At 72.8% G+C, this 17,010-nt stretch carries 16 protein-coding genes; 7 read left to right on the top strand and 9 right to left on the bottom strand.

Translation table 11 applies throughout. The features are described from left to right. Nucleotides 1–35 precede the first annotated feature (35 nt). The gene (locus ACFQ7Q_RS12975) at nt 36–1,511 is read right to left on the bottom strand and encodes an MFS transporter (RefSeq protein WP_383553358.1); all 1,476 of its coding nucleotides are present in this window, start codon (nt 1,509–1,511) and stop codon (nt 36–38) included. A gap of 74 nt (nt 1,512–1,585) precedes the next feature. Here ACFQ7Q_RS12975 and ACFQ7Q_RS12970 point away from each other — a divergent pair, with 74 nt between their 5' ends. Then, nucleotides 1,586–2,176 carry a CGNR zinc finger domain-containing protein gene (locus ACFQ7Q_RS12970; RefSeq protein WP_383553355.1) on the top strand — a complete coding sequence of 197 codons (591 nt, stop codon included), beginning with the start codon at nt 1,586–1,588 and terminating at the stop codon, nt 2,174–2,176. 74 nt (nt 2,177–2,250) lie between these two features. Here the strand turns inward: ACFQ7Q_RS12970 and ACFQ7Q_RS12965 are convergent, their stop codons facing one another. The 8 genes from ACFQ7Q_RS12965 to ACFQ7Q_RS12930 form a co-directional block, all read right to left on the bottom strand. Further along, nucleotides 2,251–3,396, bottom strand: coding sequence for an acyl-CoA dehydrogenase family protein (locus ACFQ7Q_RS12965; protein WP_383553353.1), 1,146 nt, complete (start codon nt 3,394–3,396; stop codon nt 2,251–2,253). Next, nucleotides 3,393–5,036, bottom strand: a complete 1,644-nt coding sequence (locus ACFQ7Q_RS12960; protein ID WP_383553351.1) for an AMP-binding protein — start codon at nt 5,034–5,036, stop codon at nt 3,393–3,395. Before ACFQ7Q_RS12960 ends, ACFQ7Q_RS12965 begins: the two co-directional genes overlap by 4 nt. Then, nucleotides 5,033–6,001 (bottom strand): transketolase family protein, encoded by a 969-nt coding sequence (locus ACFQ7Q_RS12955; RefSeq protein ID WP_383553349.1) that lies wholly within the window; start codon nt 5,999–6,001, stop codon nt 5,033–5,035. Before ACFQ7Q_RS12955 ends, ACFQ7Q_RS12960 begins: the two co-directional genes overlap by 4 nt. After that, entirely contained in the window at nt 5,998–6,765 is a 768-nt protein-coding gene (locus ACFQ7Q_RS12950) for a transketolase (RefSeq protein WP_383553363.1), read from the bottom strand. Before ACFQ7Q_RS12950 ends, ACFQ7Q_RS12955 begins: the two co-directional genes overlap by 4 nt. A 232-nt stretch (nt 6,766–6,997) precedes the next feature. Continuing rightward, nucleotides 6,998–8,023 carry an N-acetyl-gamma-glutamyl-phosphate reductase gene (argC, locus tag ACFQ7Q_RS12945; RefSeq protein WP_383553346.1) on the bottom strand — a complete coding sequence of 342 codons (1,026 nt, stop codon included), beginning with the start codon at nt 8,021–8,023 and terminating at the stop codon, nt 6,998–7,000. Continuing rightward, the gene (locus ACFQ7Q_RS12940; protein ID WP_376433342.1) at nt 8,020–8,883 is read right to left on the bottom strand and encodes a RimK family alpha-L-glutamate ligase; all 864 of its coding nucleotides are present in this window, start codon (nt 8,881–8,883) and stop codon (nt 8,020–8,022) included. Before ACFQ7Q_RS12940 ends, argC begins: the two co-directional genes overlap by 4 nt. Before the next feature lie 45 nt (nt 8,884–8,928). Then, entirely contained in the window at nt 8,929–9,111 is a 183-nt protein-coding gene (gene lysW, locus ACFQ7Q_RS12935) for a lysine biosynthesis protein LysW (protein WP_329115996.1), read from the bottom strand. A 136-nt stretch (nt 9,112–9,247) separates the two neighbouring features. Continuing rightward, a complete protein-coding gene (locus tag ACFQ7Q_RS12930) occupies nt 9,248–10,249 on the bottom strand; it encodes a LysR substrate-binding domain-containing protein (protein ID WP_383553342.1) in 1,002 nt (333 codons plus the stop codon). A 271-nt stretch (nt 10,250–10,520) separates the two neighbouring features. Between ACFQ7Q_RS12930 and ACFQ7Q_RS12925 the strand changes: the two genes are divergently transcribed. The 6 genes from ACFQ7Q_RS12925 to cysD all read left to right on the top strand — a co-directional run bounded on the left by ACFQ7Q_RS12925 (nt 10,521) and on the right by cysD (nt 16,948). Then, nucleotides 10,521–11,414: a family 3 encapsulin nanocompartment shell protein gene (locus ACFQ7Q_RS12925; protein WP_383553340.1), complete on the top strand. Its 894-nt coding sequence runs from the start codon at nt 10,521–10,523 to the stop codon at nt 11,412–11,414. Nucleotides 11,415–11,597: 183 nt separating this feature from the next. Next, nucleotides 11,598–12,638: a sulfotransferase gene (locus ACFQ7Q_RS12920; protein WP_383553337.1), complete on the top strand. Its 1,041-nt coding sequence runs from the start codon at nt 11,598–11,600 to the stop codon at nt 12,636–12,638. Next, entirely contained in the window at nt 12,635–13,405 is a 771-nt protein-coding gene (locus ACFQ7Q_RS12915; RefSeq protein WP_383553334.1) for an SDR family NAD(P)-dependent oxidoreductase, read from the top strand. The genes ACFQ7Q_RS12920 and ACFQ7Q_RS12915 overlap by 4 nt, the downstream gene beginning before the upstream one ends. A 92-nt stretch (nt 13,406–13,497) precedes the next feature. Further along, on the top strand, nt 13,498–15,354 hold the full coding sequence (locus ACFQ7Q_RS12910) for a M20/M25/M40 family metallo-hydrolase (RefSeq protein WP_383553331.1): 1,857 nt from the start codon (nt 13,498–13,500) through the stop codon (nt 15,352–15,354). Beyond that, nucleotides 15,351–15,980, top strand: coding sequence for an adenylyl-sulfate kinase (cysC, locus tag ACFQ7Q_RS12905; RefSeq protein ID WP_383553328.1), 630 nt, complete (start codon nt 15,351–15,353; stop codon nt 15,978–15,980). The genes ACFQ7Q_RS12910 and cysC overlap by 4 nt, the downstream gene beginning before the upstream one ends. Next, nucleotides 15,977–16,948 (top strand): sulfate adenylyltransferase subunit CysD, encoded by a 972-nt coding sequence (cysD, locus tag ACFQ7Q_RS12900; RefSeq protein WP_383553325.1) that lies wholly within the window; start codon nt 15,977–15,979, stop codon nt 16,946–16,948. The genes cysC and cysD overlap by 4 nt, the downstream gene beginning before the upstream one ends. Nucleotides 16,949–17,010 lie beyond the last annotated feature (62 nt).

Here is a 17,010-nt window from a genome sequence, read left to right as displayed (position 1 = left end):
CCACGGGGCCGGCCGCCGGAATCAACAGCTGGGACCTACTTCGCCGTGGCCGGAGCGCCGACCGGGGCCTTCTTCTCGCCGCCGGAGGGGGCGGCGGCGGGGGCGGTGTGCGCGGCCGAGGCCACGGCGGTGCGCCGCAGACCGAGGACCGAGACCACGACGATGGCCACGGAGAGGCCGGTCGTGAACCAGAAGGCGCCCTGGAAGCCGCTGAGCGGGATGGTCGCGACCTTGGCGCCGTGCACCACGCCGGCGAGGGCGACGCCGACCGCGAGGCCGATGCCGACACCCAGCTGACGGCTGGAGTTGAACAGGCCGGAGGCGAGGCCCATCTGCGGACCGCTGACACCGCTGGTGCCCGCGATGGCCGTGGAGATCATCATCACCGTCACGCCGAGGCCGATCAGGACACCACCGGGCAGCACGCCCAGCCAGTACGAGCTGTCCGCGGTGACCTGCGCCAGCAGCGCCGCACCGGCGGCCAGCAGCACACCGCCGGCGATCAGTACATTGCGGGCACCGAGCTTGTGGGTGAGCTTGACGACCGGGAGGCTCGCCAGGAAGACCACGAAGGCCTGCGGGAAGAAGCCCATGCTCGCCCGCAGCGCGGAGTAGCCGAGCACCTGCTGCATGTACATGGTGATGAAGAAGGTCGACACCGACATCACGCCACCGGACAGGAACGCGATCCCGTTGCCCGCCGACAGCGCGCGGTTACGGAAGATCGACAGCGGGACGAGGGGGCCGGAGACCCGGGTCTGGACGACCAGGAAGACGATCAGCAGGGCGGCGCCGCCGCCCAGCGAGGCGAGGACGCTCGTGGCGCCCCAGCCCTTGCCGGAGGCCTCGGTCAGGCCGTAGGTGAGGGCGCACATCGCGGAGGTGACCAGGAGCGCGCCGGGCAGGTCCAGCTTCGCGGAGCCGGAGCCCTTGTGGTCGGCGAGGAGCCGGCGGGCGGCCAGGGCGACGAGCAGGATGCCGACCGGGACGTTGACGAGCATCACGGCGCGCCAGGTGAGGAACTCGGTGAGCAGGCCGCCCGCGACCACGCCGCCGGTGAAGCCGGCCGAGGAGACAGCGCCGAAGACGCCCATCGCCTTCACACGCTCGGGGCCCTCGGGGAAGCCGCCCGCGATCATCGCGAGGACCGCGGGGGAGACGGCCGCGGCCGACAGACCCTGGACCGCGCGGGCGAGCACGAGGATCCACGGCTCGTTGGCGATACCGCCGACGAGCGAGGCGATCGTGAAGACCGCCAGACCGGTCACGAACATGCGCTTGCGGCCGAAGGCGTCACCGGCACGGCCGCCGAGCAGCAGGAAGCCGCCGTAGAAGAGCGCGTACGCGCCGACGACCCACTGCAGTCCGCTGGCGGTGAACCCGAGGTCACGCTGCATGGCGCCCAGGGCCACGTTCACGATGGCGAAGTCGAGGACGAGCATGAACTGTGCGGCGCACAGCAGGCCGAGCGGCGGCCGGGTGGACCCGGCCGTGCTGGTGGAGCTGGTCATGATGTTCCTTTCACGGGGAGAGATGCGGGAGCGGGGGATACCGGCGAAAGTGATTGGCCGGTAGGGTCTGCGGGATGACGGAACCCAAGCGCGTGCGACAGCCGGGCGACCGTGAGGTGGCCCCCGGCCGGCTCGCTCTGGTGCAGTCCTTCGTCAACAGCGTCAATGTCGAGTTCGGGCCGGACGAGTTCACGTCCGTCGCGGGGCTGACGCGGTGGATGGAGCGGCAGGGCTTCCCCGCGGGAGCCCTCGCCCCCTCCGAGCCCGACCGCGTCGAGGCGGTCGAGGTCCGGGAGGCGCTGCGCGCCCTCATGCGGGAGAACAACGGAGCCGACGCCGACCCGGCGGCCCGCGCCGTCGTCGAACGCGTCGCCGCCGACTGCCCGTTGGTCCTGGCCTTCGGCGAGGACGGCGTCCCCGGCCTGCGTCCCGGCTCCACCGGCACCCGCGGCATGATCGGCCGGATCCTGGCGATCGTCGTCGAGGCCGCCGGCGACGGTTCCTGGCAGCGCCTGAAGGCCTGTCACGAGCACCGCTGCGAGTGGGCCTTCTACGACCGGGCCCGCAACCGCAGCGGCCGTTGGTGCTCCATGGCCGTCTGCGGCACGCGCTCCAAGATGCAGACCTACCGTCAGGGGCTGCGCACCCCGGCCGGCGCCCGCTGACAGCAGCGCCGCCACGGACCGTACGGCGTCCGCGGGCCGTAACGCGCCGACCGGGCTCTCGGCCACCGGCGCGGTCACGGCGCGTACTCCTTGCCGAGCAGCATCCGGGCCACGGTCAGCTTGGTGGCCGCCGCGGTGCCGTCCGCGAGCTGGAGGCCGATGACGTCCCGCAGCCGCTGGGCGACCGGGCCGTCCTCGCTCCACCCCTGGTGGCCCATGGTCAGCAGCGCCTGATGCACGGCCTCCACGGCCGCCTTCGGCGCCCACCACTTGGCCATGTTCGACGGGATGCGGGGATCCTCGCCCCGGTCCGCCTTCCACAGCGCCTCGAAGGAGACCAGCCGGGCCGCATGCAGCAGGGTGGTGTGCTCGACGAGCGGGAACACCACCGACTGGAAGCGGCTGATCGGCTGCCCGAAGGCGGTGCGCCCGGTGGCATGCGCGTACGCCTCCGCGAGGGCGGCGTCCCCGACGGCGATCGCCATCAGCGCGATGTACGCCCGGGAGACCCCGAAGCCGCGCATCACCGCGCCGAAGCCCCCGCCGGGAGTCCCGACCAGGTCCTCGGGCCCGACCCGCAGACCGTCGAAGACGATCCGGCCGCGTCCGCCGGAGCGGCAGCCGAGGTCGGTCAGCGGCTCCTTGCGGACCCGGTCGCCGTCGAGCCGGGTGTAGAACGCGCTGATGCCGTGCGCGCCCTCGCCGCCCGTCCGGGCGAAGACCAGCGCGTGGGTGGCATAGGCGGTGACCATGATCGAGGTCTTCTCGCCGGAGAGCAGCCAGCCGTCGCCGTCGGGCTCGGCGCGCATCTCGATGCCCGCCGCGTCCGTCCCGTGACCGGCCTCGGTCAGCGCGAGCGCCACCACGGCCTCGCCGCGGGCGATCGGCGGCAGCCAGCGCTCCAGCTGCTCCGGGCTGCCGTTGGCGGCCAGGACACCGCCGATGAGCGCGGCGTTGAGCACGGGGAAGCACACGGACAGATCGGCCGCCGCCAGCTTCTCGAGCGCGATGCCCGCGCTGACGGCGTCGAGCCCCTGCCCGCCGTACTCCTCGGGCACCCGCAGCGCGAACAGACCGGCCGCGGCCATGTCCTCGATCAGACCCGGGCGGTACGCGCCGCGACGGTCGTTCTCCTGACGGTGCGGGGCGATCTTCTCGCCGGCGAACTCCTCTATGCGCTTGGCCAGTTCGTCCTGCCGCGCGGTGAAGGCGTAGTTCATGAGGCCGTGCGTCCTTCCTGGGCCCGGAGCCGGTCCCGCAGAGCGAATTTCTGGATCTTTCCGGAGGGGGTCCTCGGCAGGGCCGGCACCAGTTCCAGCCGCTCGGGCCAGTACGTACGCGCCATGCCGAGCCCGGCGAGATGGCTGCGCACGCCCTCCAGGTCGGGGGCGGCCGCGCCGGTGGTGACGAGGAACGCGCAGGCGCGCTCCCCGAGCCGCTGGTCCGGGTAGCCGACCACGGCGACGTCCTTGACCACGGGGTGGCGCAACAGGGCCGCCTCGACCTCCACCACCGGGATGTTCTCGGCGCCCCGCATGATCACGTCCTTGACCCGGCCCGTGATCCGTATCCCGTCGTGGCCGTCGGCCCGGGCGAGATCACCGGTGTCGAACCAGCCGTCGGCGGTCACCGAGGCGTCGTACACGTCCTGGCGCCGGAAGTAGCCCAGGCACTGGGCGGACCCGCGCACCTGGAGATGTCCGGGGGTGCCCGTCGCCACCGGCTCGCCGTCCTTGCCGACGATCCGGACCTCCATGCCGGGCACGGTGGTGCCGTCGCTCTCGGCGGCGCGCAGCACCGGCTGTCCGGGGCGGGTGACGGTGACACAGCCGTTCTCCGTCATGCCCCACAGCGCGTACACCCGGCAGCCGAGCACCTCGCGCGCGTCCTCCACGAGCAACGGCGCTATCGGCGCGCTGCCGGTGGCGAAGCTGCTCAGCGCCGACAGGTCGTGGGGCGTCTCGCGCTGGGCGTAGATCAGATCGGAGAGGAAGGTCGGAGCTCCCATGAAGAACGTCACCCGCTGCTCCTGGAGCGTCCGCAGCATCTGCCGCGGATCCCAGCGGTCCACCTGCACGGCGGTCGCGCCGAGCAGCAGCGGCATCACGAAGTTCCAGGTGAAACCGGCCTGATGGGTGGTCGGCGACCCCATCGCGGTGACCTCGGAGCCGGTCAGGCCGAGCACATCGGCCTGCGCCTTGTTCATCGAGTACAGGGTGTTGTGGCTGTGCAGCACACCCTTGGGCTCACCGGTGGTCCCGGAGGTGAACATGATCTGGGCGGCGTCGTCCGGCCCGGCCTCGACCGCGTCGAGGGAGGCGAGCAGCTCCGGATCGGGCTCGGGCCCGTACAGATCGCGTACGAAGTCCAGCGCGCCGGCCTCGATGTCACCGGTACCGGCGCCGAGCAGCACCCGGTGTCGCAGGGTCGGCACGGCCTCGGCGATCTCGGCGGCCATCTCCCCGTAGGAGAAACCGCGCACCTCGCTGGCGGCGATGTAGACCGGGCTCGCGGTGAGCCGGGTCATGAACTCCACCTCGCGCCGGCGCATCACCGGAACCACCGGGCCCGCGACCGCGCCGACCCGGGCGGCCGCCAGACAGAGCGCCACCAGCTCCCAGGAGTTGGGCAGCTGGAGCGTCACCACGTCGCCGCGGCGCACCCCGAGCCGGAGCAGACCGACCGCGAGACGGTCGACCCGCCGGGCCAGCTCGGCGTAGGTCAGGGTCTCGTGATCGGCGCCCTTGTAACAGACCAGGGCCGGCTTGTCCGGCTGCTCACGGGCCCAGCGGCGCAGATCGTGCAGGACGGTCTCGTCCCGCCACCAGCCGGCGGCGCGGTAGGTGTCGGCGGCGGTCAACGGATGCCTCCACGGCGTGAATCGAGCGAGGTACGGGCCCGCTCGGCGATCGCCCGCGCGCTGACCCCGCCCCGTTCGAGCAGATAGCGCTGGCTGCCGGCGACGGGGACGAACTCGTCCGGCAGCGCCATCCGGTGCACCCGCACCGGGCGCACGGCACTGAGCGCCTCGGCGACGGCCGAGCCGAAGCCGCCGGAGCTCCAGTGCTCCTCCACGGTGATCACCGTGTCGCGCACACCCAGCGAGCTCAGCAGCGCCGGGGTGTCCAGCGGCTTGACGGTGTGCAGGTGCAGCACGTTCGCCGTGATGCCCTCGGACTCCAGCAGGTCGGCCGCCTCCAGGGCGGCGAGCGTCGGGTACGGCCCGCAGGCCGCCAGGGTGATGTCCGTACCGTGGCGCAGCTGCTGGGCCTTGCCGAGCCGCACCGGCGGACCGGCGGGCAGATCGGGGGTGGCGCCCCGGCCGAGCCGGAAGTAGACCGGGCCGCCCAGCGTGAGCGCCTGGCGCAGCAGGTCCTCCGTACCGGCCGCGTCGCCCGGGACCACCACGGTCATGTGGGGCAGCGCCCGCATCACCGCGAGGTCCTCAAGGGCGTGGTGGGTCGGGCCGAGGTGCCCGGCCGACACCCCGGAGTGGGTGGCCGCGATCAGCACCGGAAGGTTGCCCATCGCGATGTCGATCTTCACCGCCTCCACCGCGCGGGAGGAGGCGAACGCCGCCATGGTGTTGACCAGCGGGATACGGCCCTCCCGGGCGAGGCCGGCGGCCGTGCCCATCAGGGTGTGCTCGGCGATGCCGAGGTTGAGGTAGCGGTCGGCGGCGGAACCGAAGTCCACTCCGCCGAACAGTCCGGTGTCGCTGTCCAGGACGACCAGCCGCGGCTCACCGGGGAGCAGTTCGGCCACCGTGTCGCGGTAGACCTCACGGGCGGCGCGGGCCGGAGCGGGGGCGGGAGCCGTGGTCATCGACGGTCACCTCCCGAGGCGCGGACCGCGTTGAGCGCCCGCTGGTGCTGCCGTCCGCTCAGCCGGGCGTAGTGGCTCTTGGCCTGGCCCTCGATGAAGGGCACGCCCTTGCCCTTGACGGTGTGGGCGATGATCACGGTGGGCCTGTCCAGGTCCGCCGGCAGGGTCAACGCGCTCGTCAGAGCTTCGGCGTCGTGTCCGTCGGCCTCCACGACGCGCCAGCCGAAGGCCCGCCAGCGGTCGGCCAGCGGCTCCAGGGAGTTGACGGACTCCGTGCCGCCGGTGATCTGGAGACCGTTGCGGTCGACGATCGCGGTCAGGCTGTTCAGCCGGTGCGCGGAGGCGACCGAGGCGGCCTCCCAGACCGAGCCCTCCTGGAGCTCGCCGTCGCCCATCACCACGAAGCAGCGACGGTCCGAGCCGTCCAGACGGTTGGCCAGCGCGTAGCCGACGCCGAGGGCGAGACCGTGGCCGAGCGAGCCGGAGGCGATCTCCACACCGGCGATCTCGGGGTGCGGATGGGCCATCAGATGGCTGCCCGGCCTGGCGTACTCGTCGAGGTCCTCGGCCGGGAAGTAGCCGGCCTCGCAGAGCGTCGCGAACAGGGCGATGCCGCCGTGTCCCTTGCTCAGCAGCAGGACGTCGCGCTCGGGCAGGCCGGGGAAGCGGGGGTCGTGCCGCATCACCCGGAAGTACAGGACGGACAGGATCTCGACGAGCGACATCGACCCGCCCAGGTGGCCGCCCTCGGGGCCGGCGCACATGGCGACGATGTGCTCCCTGATCCGGCCGGCGATGTCGGCGAGCTCAGCCGCGTCGGGGCCGGGTGCGTCCGGGCGGCGCTCGTCGAGGCCGGTGCCGGTGAGATCGGTGCGGGCGGGGGCGCCCCGCAGCAGAGGCGGGCTGCTCATGCCTGGGTCCTTTCGGCTGGTACGTGAGGCGGCTGGTGGGTGGGGCGGGGCTGCTGAAGCGAGGTGGCCGGGAGCGCGGTGACGGTCAGTTGGGGTGCAGGCCGGTGAACTCGAGACCGCGGGTCTCGGGCTCGCCGAAGCGCACGTTCATGCACTGCACCGCGTTGCCCGCACCGCCCTTGACGAGGTTGTCCAGGGCCGCGATCACGGTGACGGTCGCCGCGCCCCGGTCCAGGGCGAACCCGACGTCGCAGAAGTTGGAACCGGAGAGGATCTTGGCGTCGGGGAAGCGGTGCATCCCGCGCCGGGCGGCGACGATCCGCATGAACGGCTCGTCGGCGTAGCGGCTCCGGTAGGCGGACCGGATGGCGCGCTCGTCGACACCGTCGGCGAGGGTCGCCCGGCTCAGCAGCTGGACGCCGCGGACCGCTTCGACACCGGTCGCCGACATCCGGACGGTGTGCCCGGTGGCCTGGGCGATCTCCGCCTCGTGCCGGTGCCGGGTGGGGGCGAACACCCGGAGGGCGCCGCTGCGTTCGGCGTGCAGGTTCTCCGCGCCGGCCTTGGCGCCCGAGCCGCTGGAGCCCGTCCTCGCGTCGACCGTGACATCGCCCGTGATGAGGCCTGCCTCGGCCAGCGGGACGAGGGAGAGGATGCCGGCGGCGGCCATGCAGCCGGGCACGGAGATCCGGTCCGCGGTGCGCAGCCGCGCGCGGTGGAGCTCCGGAAGCCCCTGGACGAAGGTGCCGATGAGCCCGGGGGTCTCGTGCGGGGTGCCGTAGTAGTCCTCGTACACCTCGGGGTCGGCGAGCCGGAAGTCGCCGGAGAGGTCGATGACGACGTTCGCCTTGGTGAGGAACTCCGGCATCCGCTGCATCGTCTCGCGGTGCGGAGTCGCCAGGAACAGCACGTCGACGCGGGGGAGTTGCTCCTCGGACGAGAACGTCAGCCGGGTGCGGCCGCGCAGATTGGGGTGCACGCCGTCGATCTGACGCCCCTGGAGGGTGCGCGAGGTGGCGGCCACCAGGTCGACCTGGGGGTGGTTGACGAGCAGCCGCAGCAGCTCCCCGCCGATGTAGCCGGCCGCTCCCAGCACTGCCGCGCGGATCATGACTCTGCCTTTGCTGTCAGGAGGGCGGCGATGGTGTCCGCCACATCGAGGTCGGTTCCGTACGTCGACTGCAGGCCGCGGAACTCGACCCGGTCGTTGACCTCCAGGACGGTCAGCCGGCCGCCCGGCTCCTCCAGGAGGTCCACCCCCGCCACACAGGCGCCGACGGTCTCCGCCGCCGCGACCGCGAGCTCGGTGAGGTCCGCCTCCAGCGGGCAGCGCTCGCTGACCGCGCCGCGGGCCACGTTGGTGCGCCAGTCCTCGCTGCGGCGGTAGGTGGCCCCGACCGCCCGGCCGCCGACGACGAGGACCCGGATGTCCCGGTCCGCCTTGGCGACCTCGCGCTGGACGTAGACGATGTGCGACTGCGGGGAGGGCAGGGCCGCGAGGTGCTCCAGCACCGCCTCGGCCATCGCCCGGTCGGTGACCCGGGTGACGAGCCGCCCCCAGGAGCCGACCAGCGGCTTGATCACCGCGGGATAGCCCAGCTCCTCCAGGGCCTTCAGGGCCGCGTCCGGAGTCAGGGCGAGCGTGGTCTCCGGGGTCGGCAGGCCCCGGGCGACCAGGGCCGCCGAGGTCTGCCACTTGTCCCCGCAGACGGCCGTGGCGGCGGCACTGTTGAGCACCGTCACGCCCGCCGACTCCAGTGCGGAAGCCGCGTACAGGGCACGGTAGTGACCCACTTCGCGGTTGAGCACGATCTGCGGGCCGTCCCAGGGCGTTCCGGCCCGGACCGACAGAGCGCGGGGGTCGATCTGTTCACAGGCGACGCCGCGCCTCTCCAGCGCGGTCAGGATGTTCTTCTCCTCGAACCGGACCCGGGAGGCGAGGACACCGAGTCGCGCTGCCGCAGAGCTCATCAGGGAAATCTCCTTCTCGTCTTCTCGTCGGGATGGCCGGGCCCGTTACTCGCCCCAGTCCTCCTCGACCTCGGGGGCGAGCAGAAGTCGCGGCGGCTCGACGGACTCGATCTCCAGCTCCAGCCGGCATTCCGGGCACTCGACTATTTCGCTCACCCGGGCGTCCGTTCCCAGCGACACCTCGGCGTCGCACTCGGGGCACTCGGGGGCGACAAGGGTTTCCTGCATGGCGATTTCCTCAATTCTTCCGTGGAGTTGGCGAATCGGAAATTACTGTAGTGCCGTCGTGGCGCCCTATTCCGTGGTGCTCCGACGCATGATCTGATCGGAACGAGGGCGAATGCTTATGGAAATGAAGGGGCCGTCAGGCCGCGGCGGTCGCGAGCACGGGAGCGCCGGCGGGGTCGGACGGGTCCGATGTCGGGGCCGTGTCGGCGGCCGGTGCGGACGTCGGGTCGGCGGGTGCGTCGGCGCGCGTTTCCGCGGCCGCCTCCGAGACGAGCGGATAGCCCCTCAGGGCCTGGCGGAACGCCTTCTCCGCGATGGCCGTGAAGCCCTCCGGCACGCCTCCCGGAGCCAGCGCCATCGTCACCGGCACCGGCTCGGGCGGCTCCGGGAGCCCGGGGCGTACGGACGGGGTCAGGCCCCACAGTTCGTCCCCGTTGGCCACCAGGCAGGTCATACCGAGACCCGCCTTGGCGGCCGACCTCAGTCCGATCAGCTCGCTGCTCTCGTACGCCACCCGCCACTCGATGCCCGAGGCGTCGAGGACCTCGCGGACCCGGCCCCGCAGCGTGCAGGGCTCGGGGAAGAGCGCCAGGGGCAGCGCGCCCCGCTCCCCGTGGGCCGGCCGCCCGAACCAGGCCATGCGCATCCTGCCCAGCTCCCGGCAGTCCGTGCCGGCAGCGGGCGGATCGGCCTGGAGCAGCAGCGCAGCGTCGAGCTGACCGCCGGACAGCTGGGCCGCCAGCTCCTCGCTCGCCCCGGTCCGCACGCTCAGCTGTGCCTGGGGCATCCCCCGGTTCAGGAGCCGGAGGAACTCGGGCAGCACCTCCGCGAGCTGGCTCGACACCCCGATCGAGAGCATGAGCTGGCCGGCCTGCGGGATGAAGCGGTCGACGGCCTCGTCGTTGAGGGCCACCATCCGGCGGGCGTATCTCAGGAGCTCCTCGCCCCGCGGGCTGAGCCGCAGATTGCGTCCCGTGGAGGCGAACACCGGGCTCCGGATGAGACCGCTCAGCTGGCGTATCTGCTGGCTGACGGCGGGCTGGGTGATGTGCAGTGACTCCGCCGCCCTCCGGAAACCGCCGAGTTCGACGACGGCCACCAGAGTCCTCAGCCTGTTTATCTGCAAGTCGTGATGCATTCTCCCACCCACATCGTCGAAGGACGTTCCGTGAAGTCTGCGGCTCAGCCTAGGGTCGGTGGTTTCGACGGCGCCATGGATGCGGTCACGGGCTGGATGTGACATCTTCATGTGACGGGTGTGCAACGCTCAAGAACGGGGTCCGTGGCCGGAATCAACGCCCCTTATTCGAGCCATAAATACAAGCCATCGACTTTCTCCCTCGAAATGCCGTCGGGTGCCTAATGTGAATGGCCGACCGAACATTTCACCGAACACCCGAGGAGACGTCATGCTGGCAGCCACCGCAGATTCCGCAGTGCAGCAGGGAGTCCAGATACAGCTCGCCGACCCGGCCCTCGCCACCCGCAGCCCGGGCGAGGAGTTCGCCTGGTCGGTCCGTGCCGCCGGCCCGGACCAGGACCACGAGGTGCCCTTCCGCGCCCATCTCCCGGCCGTCTTCCCGCTGTTCGCGACCCGTCCGCGGTACGCCGTGCGGCACCTGCTGAAGACCGCGTCGGTCGCCGACGCGCCCGTCACCTTCGTCCACGAGCCGCCGGCCGCCCGGCTGGCCGCCGCCGGCACCTCGTACCAGGCCACTCCCGAGGGTGCCTTCGCCCCGCGGCTCGAGCAGGCCGAGCTCACCGATCTCACCGTGCGCGTCCCGCTGCCCGCCGGGCTGCTCGACCAGCCGGCGCTGCTCGCGTCCTTCGTCGACTACCGCGTGCTGGTCCGGCTGTCCGTCGTGGAGAACGAGACGCTGCTGCACGGCAGTGCCGACAAGGCGATCAGCGGCCTGCTGAACCTTCCGGAGATCCGCCGCGGCACACTCGGCGACGACGTGTACGCCGCCATCACCGAGGCCGCCGCCGAGGTCGAGGAGACGGGCGGCTCCTGCGACGGGATCGTCGTGCACCCCTTCACGTACTGGGAGTTGGTCCGGGCCGGCGTCCTCGGTCAGCTGGGCGCGGCCGGCATCACCGTCTCGCGCACCCGCATGATCCCGCGCGGCCAGATCCTCCTCGGCGACTTCCGGGCCGCCGTCACCCTGCTCGTCCCGGGCGTGGCCTCGCTGGCGCTGCGCCGCGGCGCGGGCCCGGACGGCTCCGACGCCATCGAGGCGACCAGCCGCATCGGTCTCGCCGTCCACCTTCCGCAGCACTTCCTGCTGCTGACCCGCGACTGACGCGGACCGACCCCGCGACCGACCCGCGACGACCGCGTCCGGGGCGGCCCGATCACCTCGGGCCCGCGCCCGACCGCGCCAGGCCCGCGCCCGATCACCCCGGGCCCGCGCCCGATCACCCCGGGCCCGCGCCCGATCCGTGTCCGACCGTGTCGGTGGCACCACGAAGGGACCCCCACCACCATGACAGGCCCCTCCCCGCGCGTCCTCTACATCACCGGATGGATGCGCAGCGGCAGCACCCTGCTCGGCAACGTCCTCAACGAGATCCCCGGCGTCCGGCACGTCGGAGAGCTGTACTACCTCTGGCGCAACGGCGTCCTCGGCGCCGGCACCAACTCCAGCTGCGGCTGCGGCAGTCCGCTGCGCGAGTGCCCGCTCTGGGCAGGCGTCCTCGCCGGCCTGCCCGAGGGGTCCGCCGATCACACCGCGCACCGGATGGCCACGCTCCAGCAGGCGCTGCTGCGCACCCGGCACACCCCCGCCCGGCTCGCCGAGGCCCGCGGTGAGCGCCCGACCGCCCCCGGCGTGACGGAGCTCCTCGACCACTCGGCCTCCGTCTACCGCCAGGTGGCCGCCCTCGGCGGCGACCGCCTGATCGTGGACGGCTCCAAGTACCCGGCGGAGGCGGCGGCCCTCCTGGGCCGTACCGACCTGGACGTACGGGTGCTGCACATCGTGCGGGACCCGCGGGCCACCGCGCTGTCCTACCGCAGCGCCAAGGACTACATCGACCCCATGTCCCCGGCCCGCAGCAGCGGTTACTGGACCGCCTTCAACCTCGCCTCCGAACTGGTCGGCCGGACGGCCGGGGAGCGCTACCTGCGCATCCGCCACGAGGACCTGGCGCGCGACCCGCGAGAGGTGACGACCAGGGTCCTGCGCTTCGCGGGCCTCGACGACGAATCCCCCGTGGACGAATCCGGCCGGATCCCGCTCGGCGCCAACCACACCGTCACCGGCAACCCGGACCGGCTGCGCCGAGGCGTCACCCAGATCCGCCCCGACGAGCGCTGGCGCACCGCACTGCCCGGCGCCGACATCGCGGCGGCCACGGCGGCGGCCGCACCCCTGCTGCCCCGCTACGGCTACCCGCTCGCCCCCGTCCGCCCCTCCCGGACCACGGGCGCGGGCTCGGCCCAGGGCTCCGGCAGGAGCTCCGGCCCCGCCGGCCGGCCGGCCTCGCGGACCTCGGGACCGCCCTCGCGGGGTGAGGCCTCGTGAACCTGGGCCTCTCCGGACGCTCCGCCCTGGTCGCCGCGTCCAGCAGCGGAATCGGCCTCGCGGTGGCCCGAGTCCTGGCCACCGAGGGCGCCGACGTGTCGATCTGCGGCCGTGACCCGGAGCGGCTGGCCCGCGCCCACAAGGAGGTGGACGCCTGCGGTACGGGCCGGGTGCTGAGCACGGTCGTGGATCTGACCGACGAGGACGCCGCCGCAGACTGGGTCCGCCGCACCGCGACGGAGTTCGGCGCGCTGCACGTGGTCGTCACCAACTCCGGCGGGGTGCCCTTCGGTCCCGTGGAGGACTTCGAGGTCGCCGAGTACCGCGAGGCGGTCGACGCCAACCTGCTGCCGCACGTGTCGATCTCGCTGGCCGCCGCGCCGCATCTGCGGCACGCCGGCTGGGGCCGGATCGTCATGATCACCTCCGAGTCGGTGCGCCAGCCCCATCCGGGCAGCGGACTGTCCTCGGTGGCCCGGCTCGGCGTCCTCGGATTCGCCAAGGGCCTCGTGCACGCCTTCGGTCCCGCCGGGGTGACCGTGAACGTACTGGCGCCCGGCTTCCACCGCACCCCGATCCTCGACGTCCAGTACGGCGACGAGGTCGAGGAGCGCCTGGCCGAGGTCGCCGCCGGGATCCCGCTGGGCCGGATCGGGCGGGCCGAGGACCTCGGCGCACTGGTCGCCTTCCTCGCCGCCGAACAGGCCGCGTTCGTCACCGGCGCCGTGCTGGTCGCGGACGGCGGCAACACCCGCGGCATCGGCTGACACCGGCCGCTCCCCTCTCCGCCGCCCGGGACCCGGGCGGCCCGCCCGCCCCAGGACCGTCCGCCCTCCCAACAGCCGAAGGAGTTCCGTACATGCCAGCCCTCGGGGAAGTCGCCAGCTCACGCGAGGCCGCGCTCTACGTGGTCAAACTTGGCAGCGCCACCTTGCTCCACAGTCAGGTCTTCGACGAACTGCTCGAACTCAACCGGCGCGGCGCGCGCCTGCTCGTCATCGCCGGGGGAGCGGCCGGCATCCGGGAGCACTACCGGCGCACCGGCCGCGAGGTCCGCACCCTGCTCTCCCGCACCGGCGACGAGATCCGCTACTGCCCGCCGGAGGAGATGCGGCACATCGTCGCCGCGTACGAGGAGGTCACCCTGCCCCTGGTGGAGGAGGAGCTGACCCGGCGCGGACTCTCCGTCTACGCGGCGGTCGCCCGTACCGGCGCGCTCGTCAAGGCCACCGTCAACGGCCCGCTGCGCGTACAGGAGGACGGCAGGACCCGGGTGATCCGCGACCACCGCGCGGGCACCGTCAGCTCCGTGGACGTCCCCCGGCTGAACGGCCTGCTCGCCACCTTCGACGTCGTCTGCCTCTCCCCGCCGGTCGCCGACGCCGAAGGCGGTACGGCGCTCAACGTGGACGCCGACGTGCTCGCCGCAGAGGCCGCGCTCGCCCTGGACGCCGACCACCTGCGGCTGGTCACCGGCACCGCCGGGCTGCTCACGGACCCGGCCGACCCCACCAGCAGCCTGCGCCACCTCACCGAGGGCGAGGGCCGGCGCTACGCCAAGGGCCGGATGCGCCAGAAGGTCAGGGCCGCCGAGATCGCCCTCAAGGGCACCTCCGACACCGCCATCACCGGGCCGCACACACTGTCCGCCGCCGGGGCCACCTGGTTCTGGCGAGCCCCCGCCCCCGCCCCCGACCTCGATCTGCTCGCCCGCACGGTGGAGCTGTCCTCCGTCTCGCGCGACGAGCGGGAGATCGCAGAGTTCCTCGCCGAGTGGTGCGCGGAGCACGGCATCAAGGCGGAGATCGACGCCGCGAACAACCTGGTGGCCACCAAGGGGGCCGGCTCCCGGCGACTGCTGATGCTCGGTCACCTGGACACCGTCCCGCACCGCTGGCCCGTCCGCTGGGACGGCGAGGTGCTGTCCGGGCGCGGTTCCGTGGACGCCAAGGGCAGCCTGGTGACGTACCTCCAGACCCTGGCCGACTTCGACCCGCCCGAGGGTGTCGAGGTGCGGGTGGTCGGCGCCGTCGAGGAGGAGATCACCGGCGCCGGCGCCTTCCACGTCCGCGACGCCTACCCGGCCGACGCGGTCGTCGTGGGCGAGCCCAGCGGCGCCGAGGCCCTCACCCTCGGCTACTACGGCCTGGTCAAGGTCCGCTACGGCGTCGAGGAACCCACCGGGCACACGGCCGGCGAGGGCGTCCGCACCGCGGGCGACCGGATGGTCGAGGTGCTCGCCAAGGTCCCGGGCACGGTGGCCGGACTGCACCCGGACGCGCTCACCGCGGTGCTCGGCGTACGGGCCCTCAACCAGGGCGACGCCCAGGTCGGCGAGGCCGTCGTGGACGTCCGCGTACCGCCCGGCCTGGACGTGGAGACGACCGTGGACGCGCTGTGCGCGCTCGCGACCGCCCCGGTACGGATCGACGTCCTGCGGGCCACCCCCGGAGTGACCACGGGACGCACCAGTCCGCTGGTCAAGGCCTTCCAGCGGGCCTTCAGGGCGGAGGGGATCACCCCTCGGTACCTGATGAAGAAGGGCAGCAGCGACATGAACACGCTCGCCACCACCTGGCACGGCGTCCCCATGGTCGCCTACGGCCCCGGCGACGCGAAGCTCGACCACACCCCCGACGAACACCTGCACGCGGACGAGTTCCGGCGGGCCCAGCGCCTGCTGGCCGCCGCGGTCCGAGAATGGAGCTTGCTGTGACCGTCCTGACGGCCGCCCCCGGGCACGACCGCGCGGCCCCCGTCGTCCACTGCACCTGCTACCCCGGCTCGACCCTCTGGCTGACCGGCCTGCCCAGCGCGGGCAAGACCACCCTCGCGTACGCCACCGCCGAACTGCTGCGCTCGCAGGGCAGACGCGTGGAGGTCCTCGACGGCGACGAGCTGCGCCGGACCTTCTCGGCCGGCCTCGGCTTCTCCCGCACCGACCGGATCGACAACGTCGAGCGCATCGGCAGGGTCGCCCAGGTGCTCGCCCGCAACGGTGTGACCGTCCTCGTCCCGGTGATCGCGCCCTACGCGGAGTCCCGCGACACGGTGCGCTCCTGGCACCGGGAGAGCGGCACCGACTTCCTGGAGGTCCATGTCGCCGCACCGCTGTCGGTCTGCGCCCGACGGGACGTCAAGGGCCTGTACGCCCGGCAGGCGGCCGGCGAGATCAGCGGCCTGACCGGTGTGGACGACCCGTACGAGGAGCCGGCCGCGCCCGACCTGAGGATCGCCTCGCACACCCAGAGCGTCGCCGAGTCCGCGCAGGAGCTGCTCGATCTGCTCACCCGGCGGGGGCTCCTCGCCGGCGCGGACGAGAAGGAGAGGAGTGCCGCATGACCGCCACGACCGTCACCTCGGCCGCCACCACGTTCGCCGCCCCTTCGCTGCCGCCCGTCCGGACCGGTGACGCCTTCGGGCTCTCCCACCTCGACGCGGTCGAGTCCGAGGCCGTCCACATCTTCCGGGAGGTCGCGGGCGAGTTCGAGCGGCCGGTGATCCTCTTCTCGGGCGGCAAGGACTCCATCGTCATGCTCCACCTGGCGCTCAAGGCCTTCGCGCCCGCGCCGCTGCCCTTCTCCCTGCTGCACGTCGACACCGGGCACAACTTCCCCGAGGTCCTCGACTACCGCGACCGTGTGGTCGCCGAGCACGGCCTGCGGCTGCACGTCGCCCGGGTGCAGGACTTCATCGACGACGGCCGGCTGCGCGAGCGCCCGGACGGCACCCGTAACCCGCTGCAGACCGTCCCGCTGCTCGATGCCATCGCCGGCGGCCGCTACGACGCGGTGTTCGGCGGCGGCCGGCGCGACGAGGAGAAGGCCCGCGCCAAGGAGCGGGTGTTCTCGCTGCGCGACGAGTTCGGCGCCTGGGACCCCCGCCGCCAGCGGCCCGAACTCTGGTCGCTGTACAACGGCCGCCACGCTCCCGGCGAGCACGTCCGGGTCTTCCCGCTCTCCAACTGGACCGAGCTCGACGTCTGGCAGTACATCCAGCGCGAGAACATCGCCCTGCCGGAGATCTACTACGCCCACCACCGCGAGGTCTTCGCCCGCAACGGCATGTGGCTGGCCCCAGGCGACTGGGGCGGCCCGCGCGCCGACGAGCAGCTGGAGACCAGGCTCGTCCGCTACCGCACGGTCGGCGACATGTCCTGCACAGGGGCCGTGGAGTCCACCGCCGCCACCGTCGAGTCCGTGATCGCCGAGATCGCCGCCTCCCGGCTCACCGAACGCGGCGCGACCCGCGCCGACGACAAGCTCTCGGAAGCCGCCATGGAAGACCGCAAACGCGAAGGGTACTTCTAGCCGTGAATCTCACCGAAGCTCCGAACACCGCTCCGTACCCGACCGGTTCGCACGCCGCCGAC

The sequence above is a fragment of the Streptomyces sp. NPDC056527 genome (assembly GCF_042794475.1).
GTDB lineage: Bacteria > Actinomycetota > Actinomycetes > Streptomycetales > Streptomycetaceae > Streptomyces.
The sequence above is the reverse complement of the archived record's forward strand: the minus strand, read 5'-3'. Positions and strand labels throughout refer to the sequence as shown.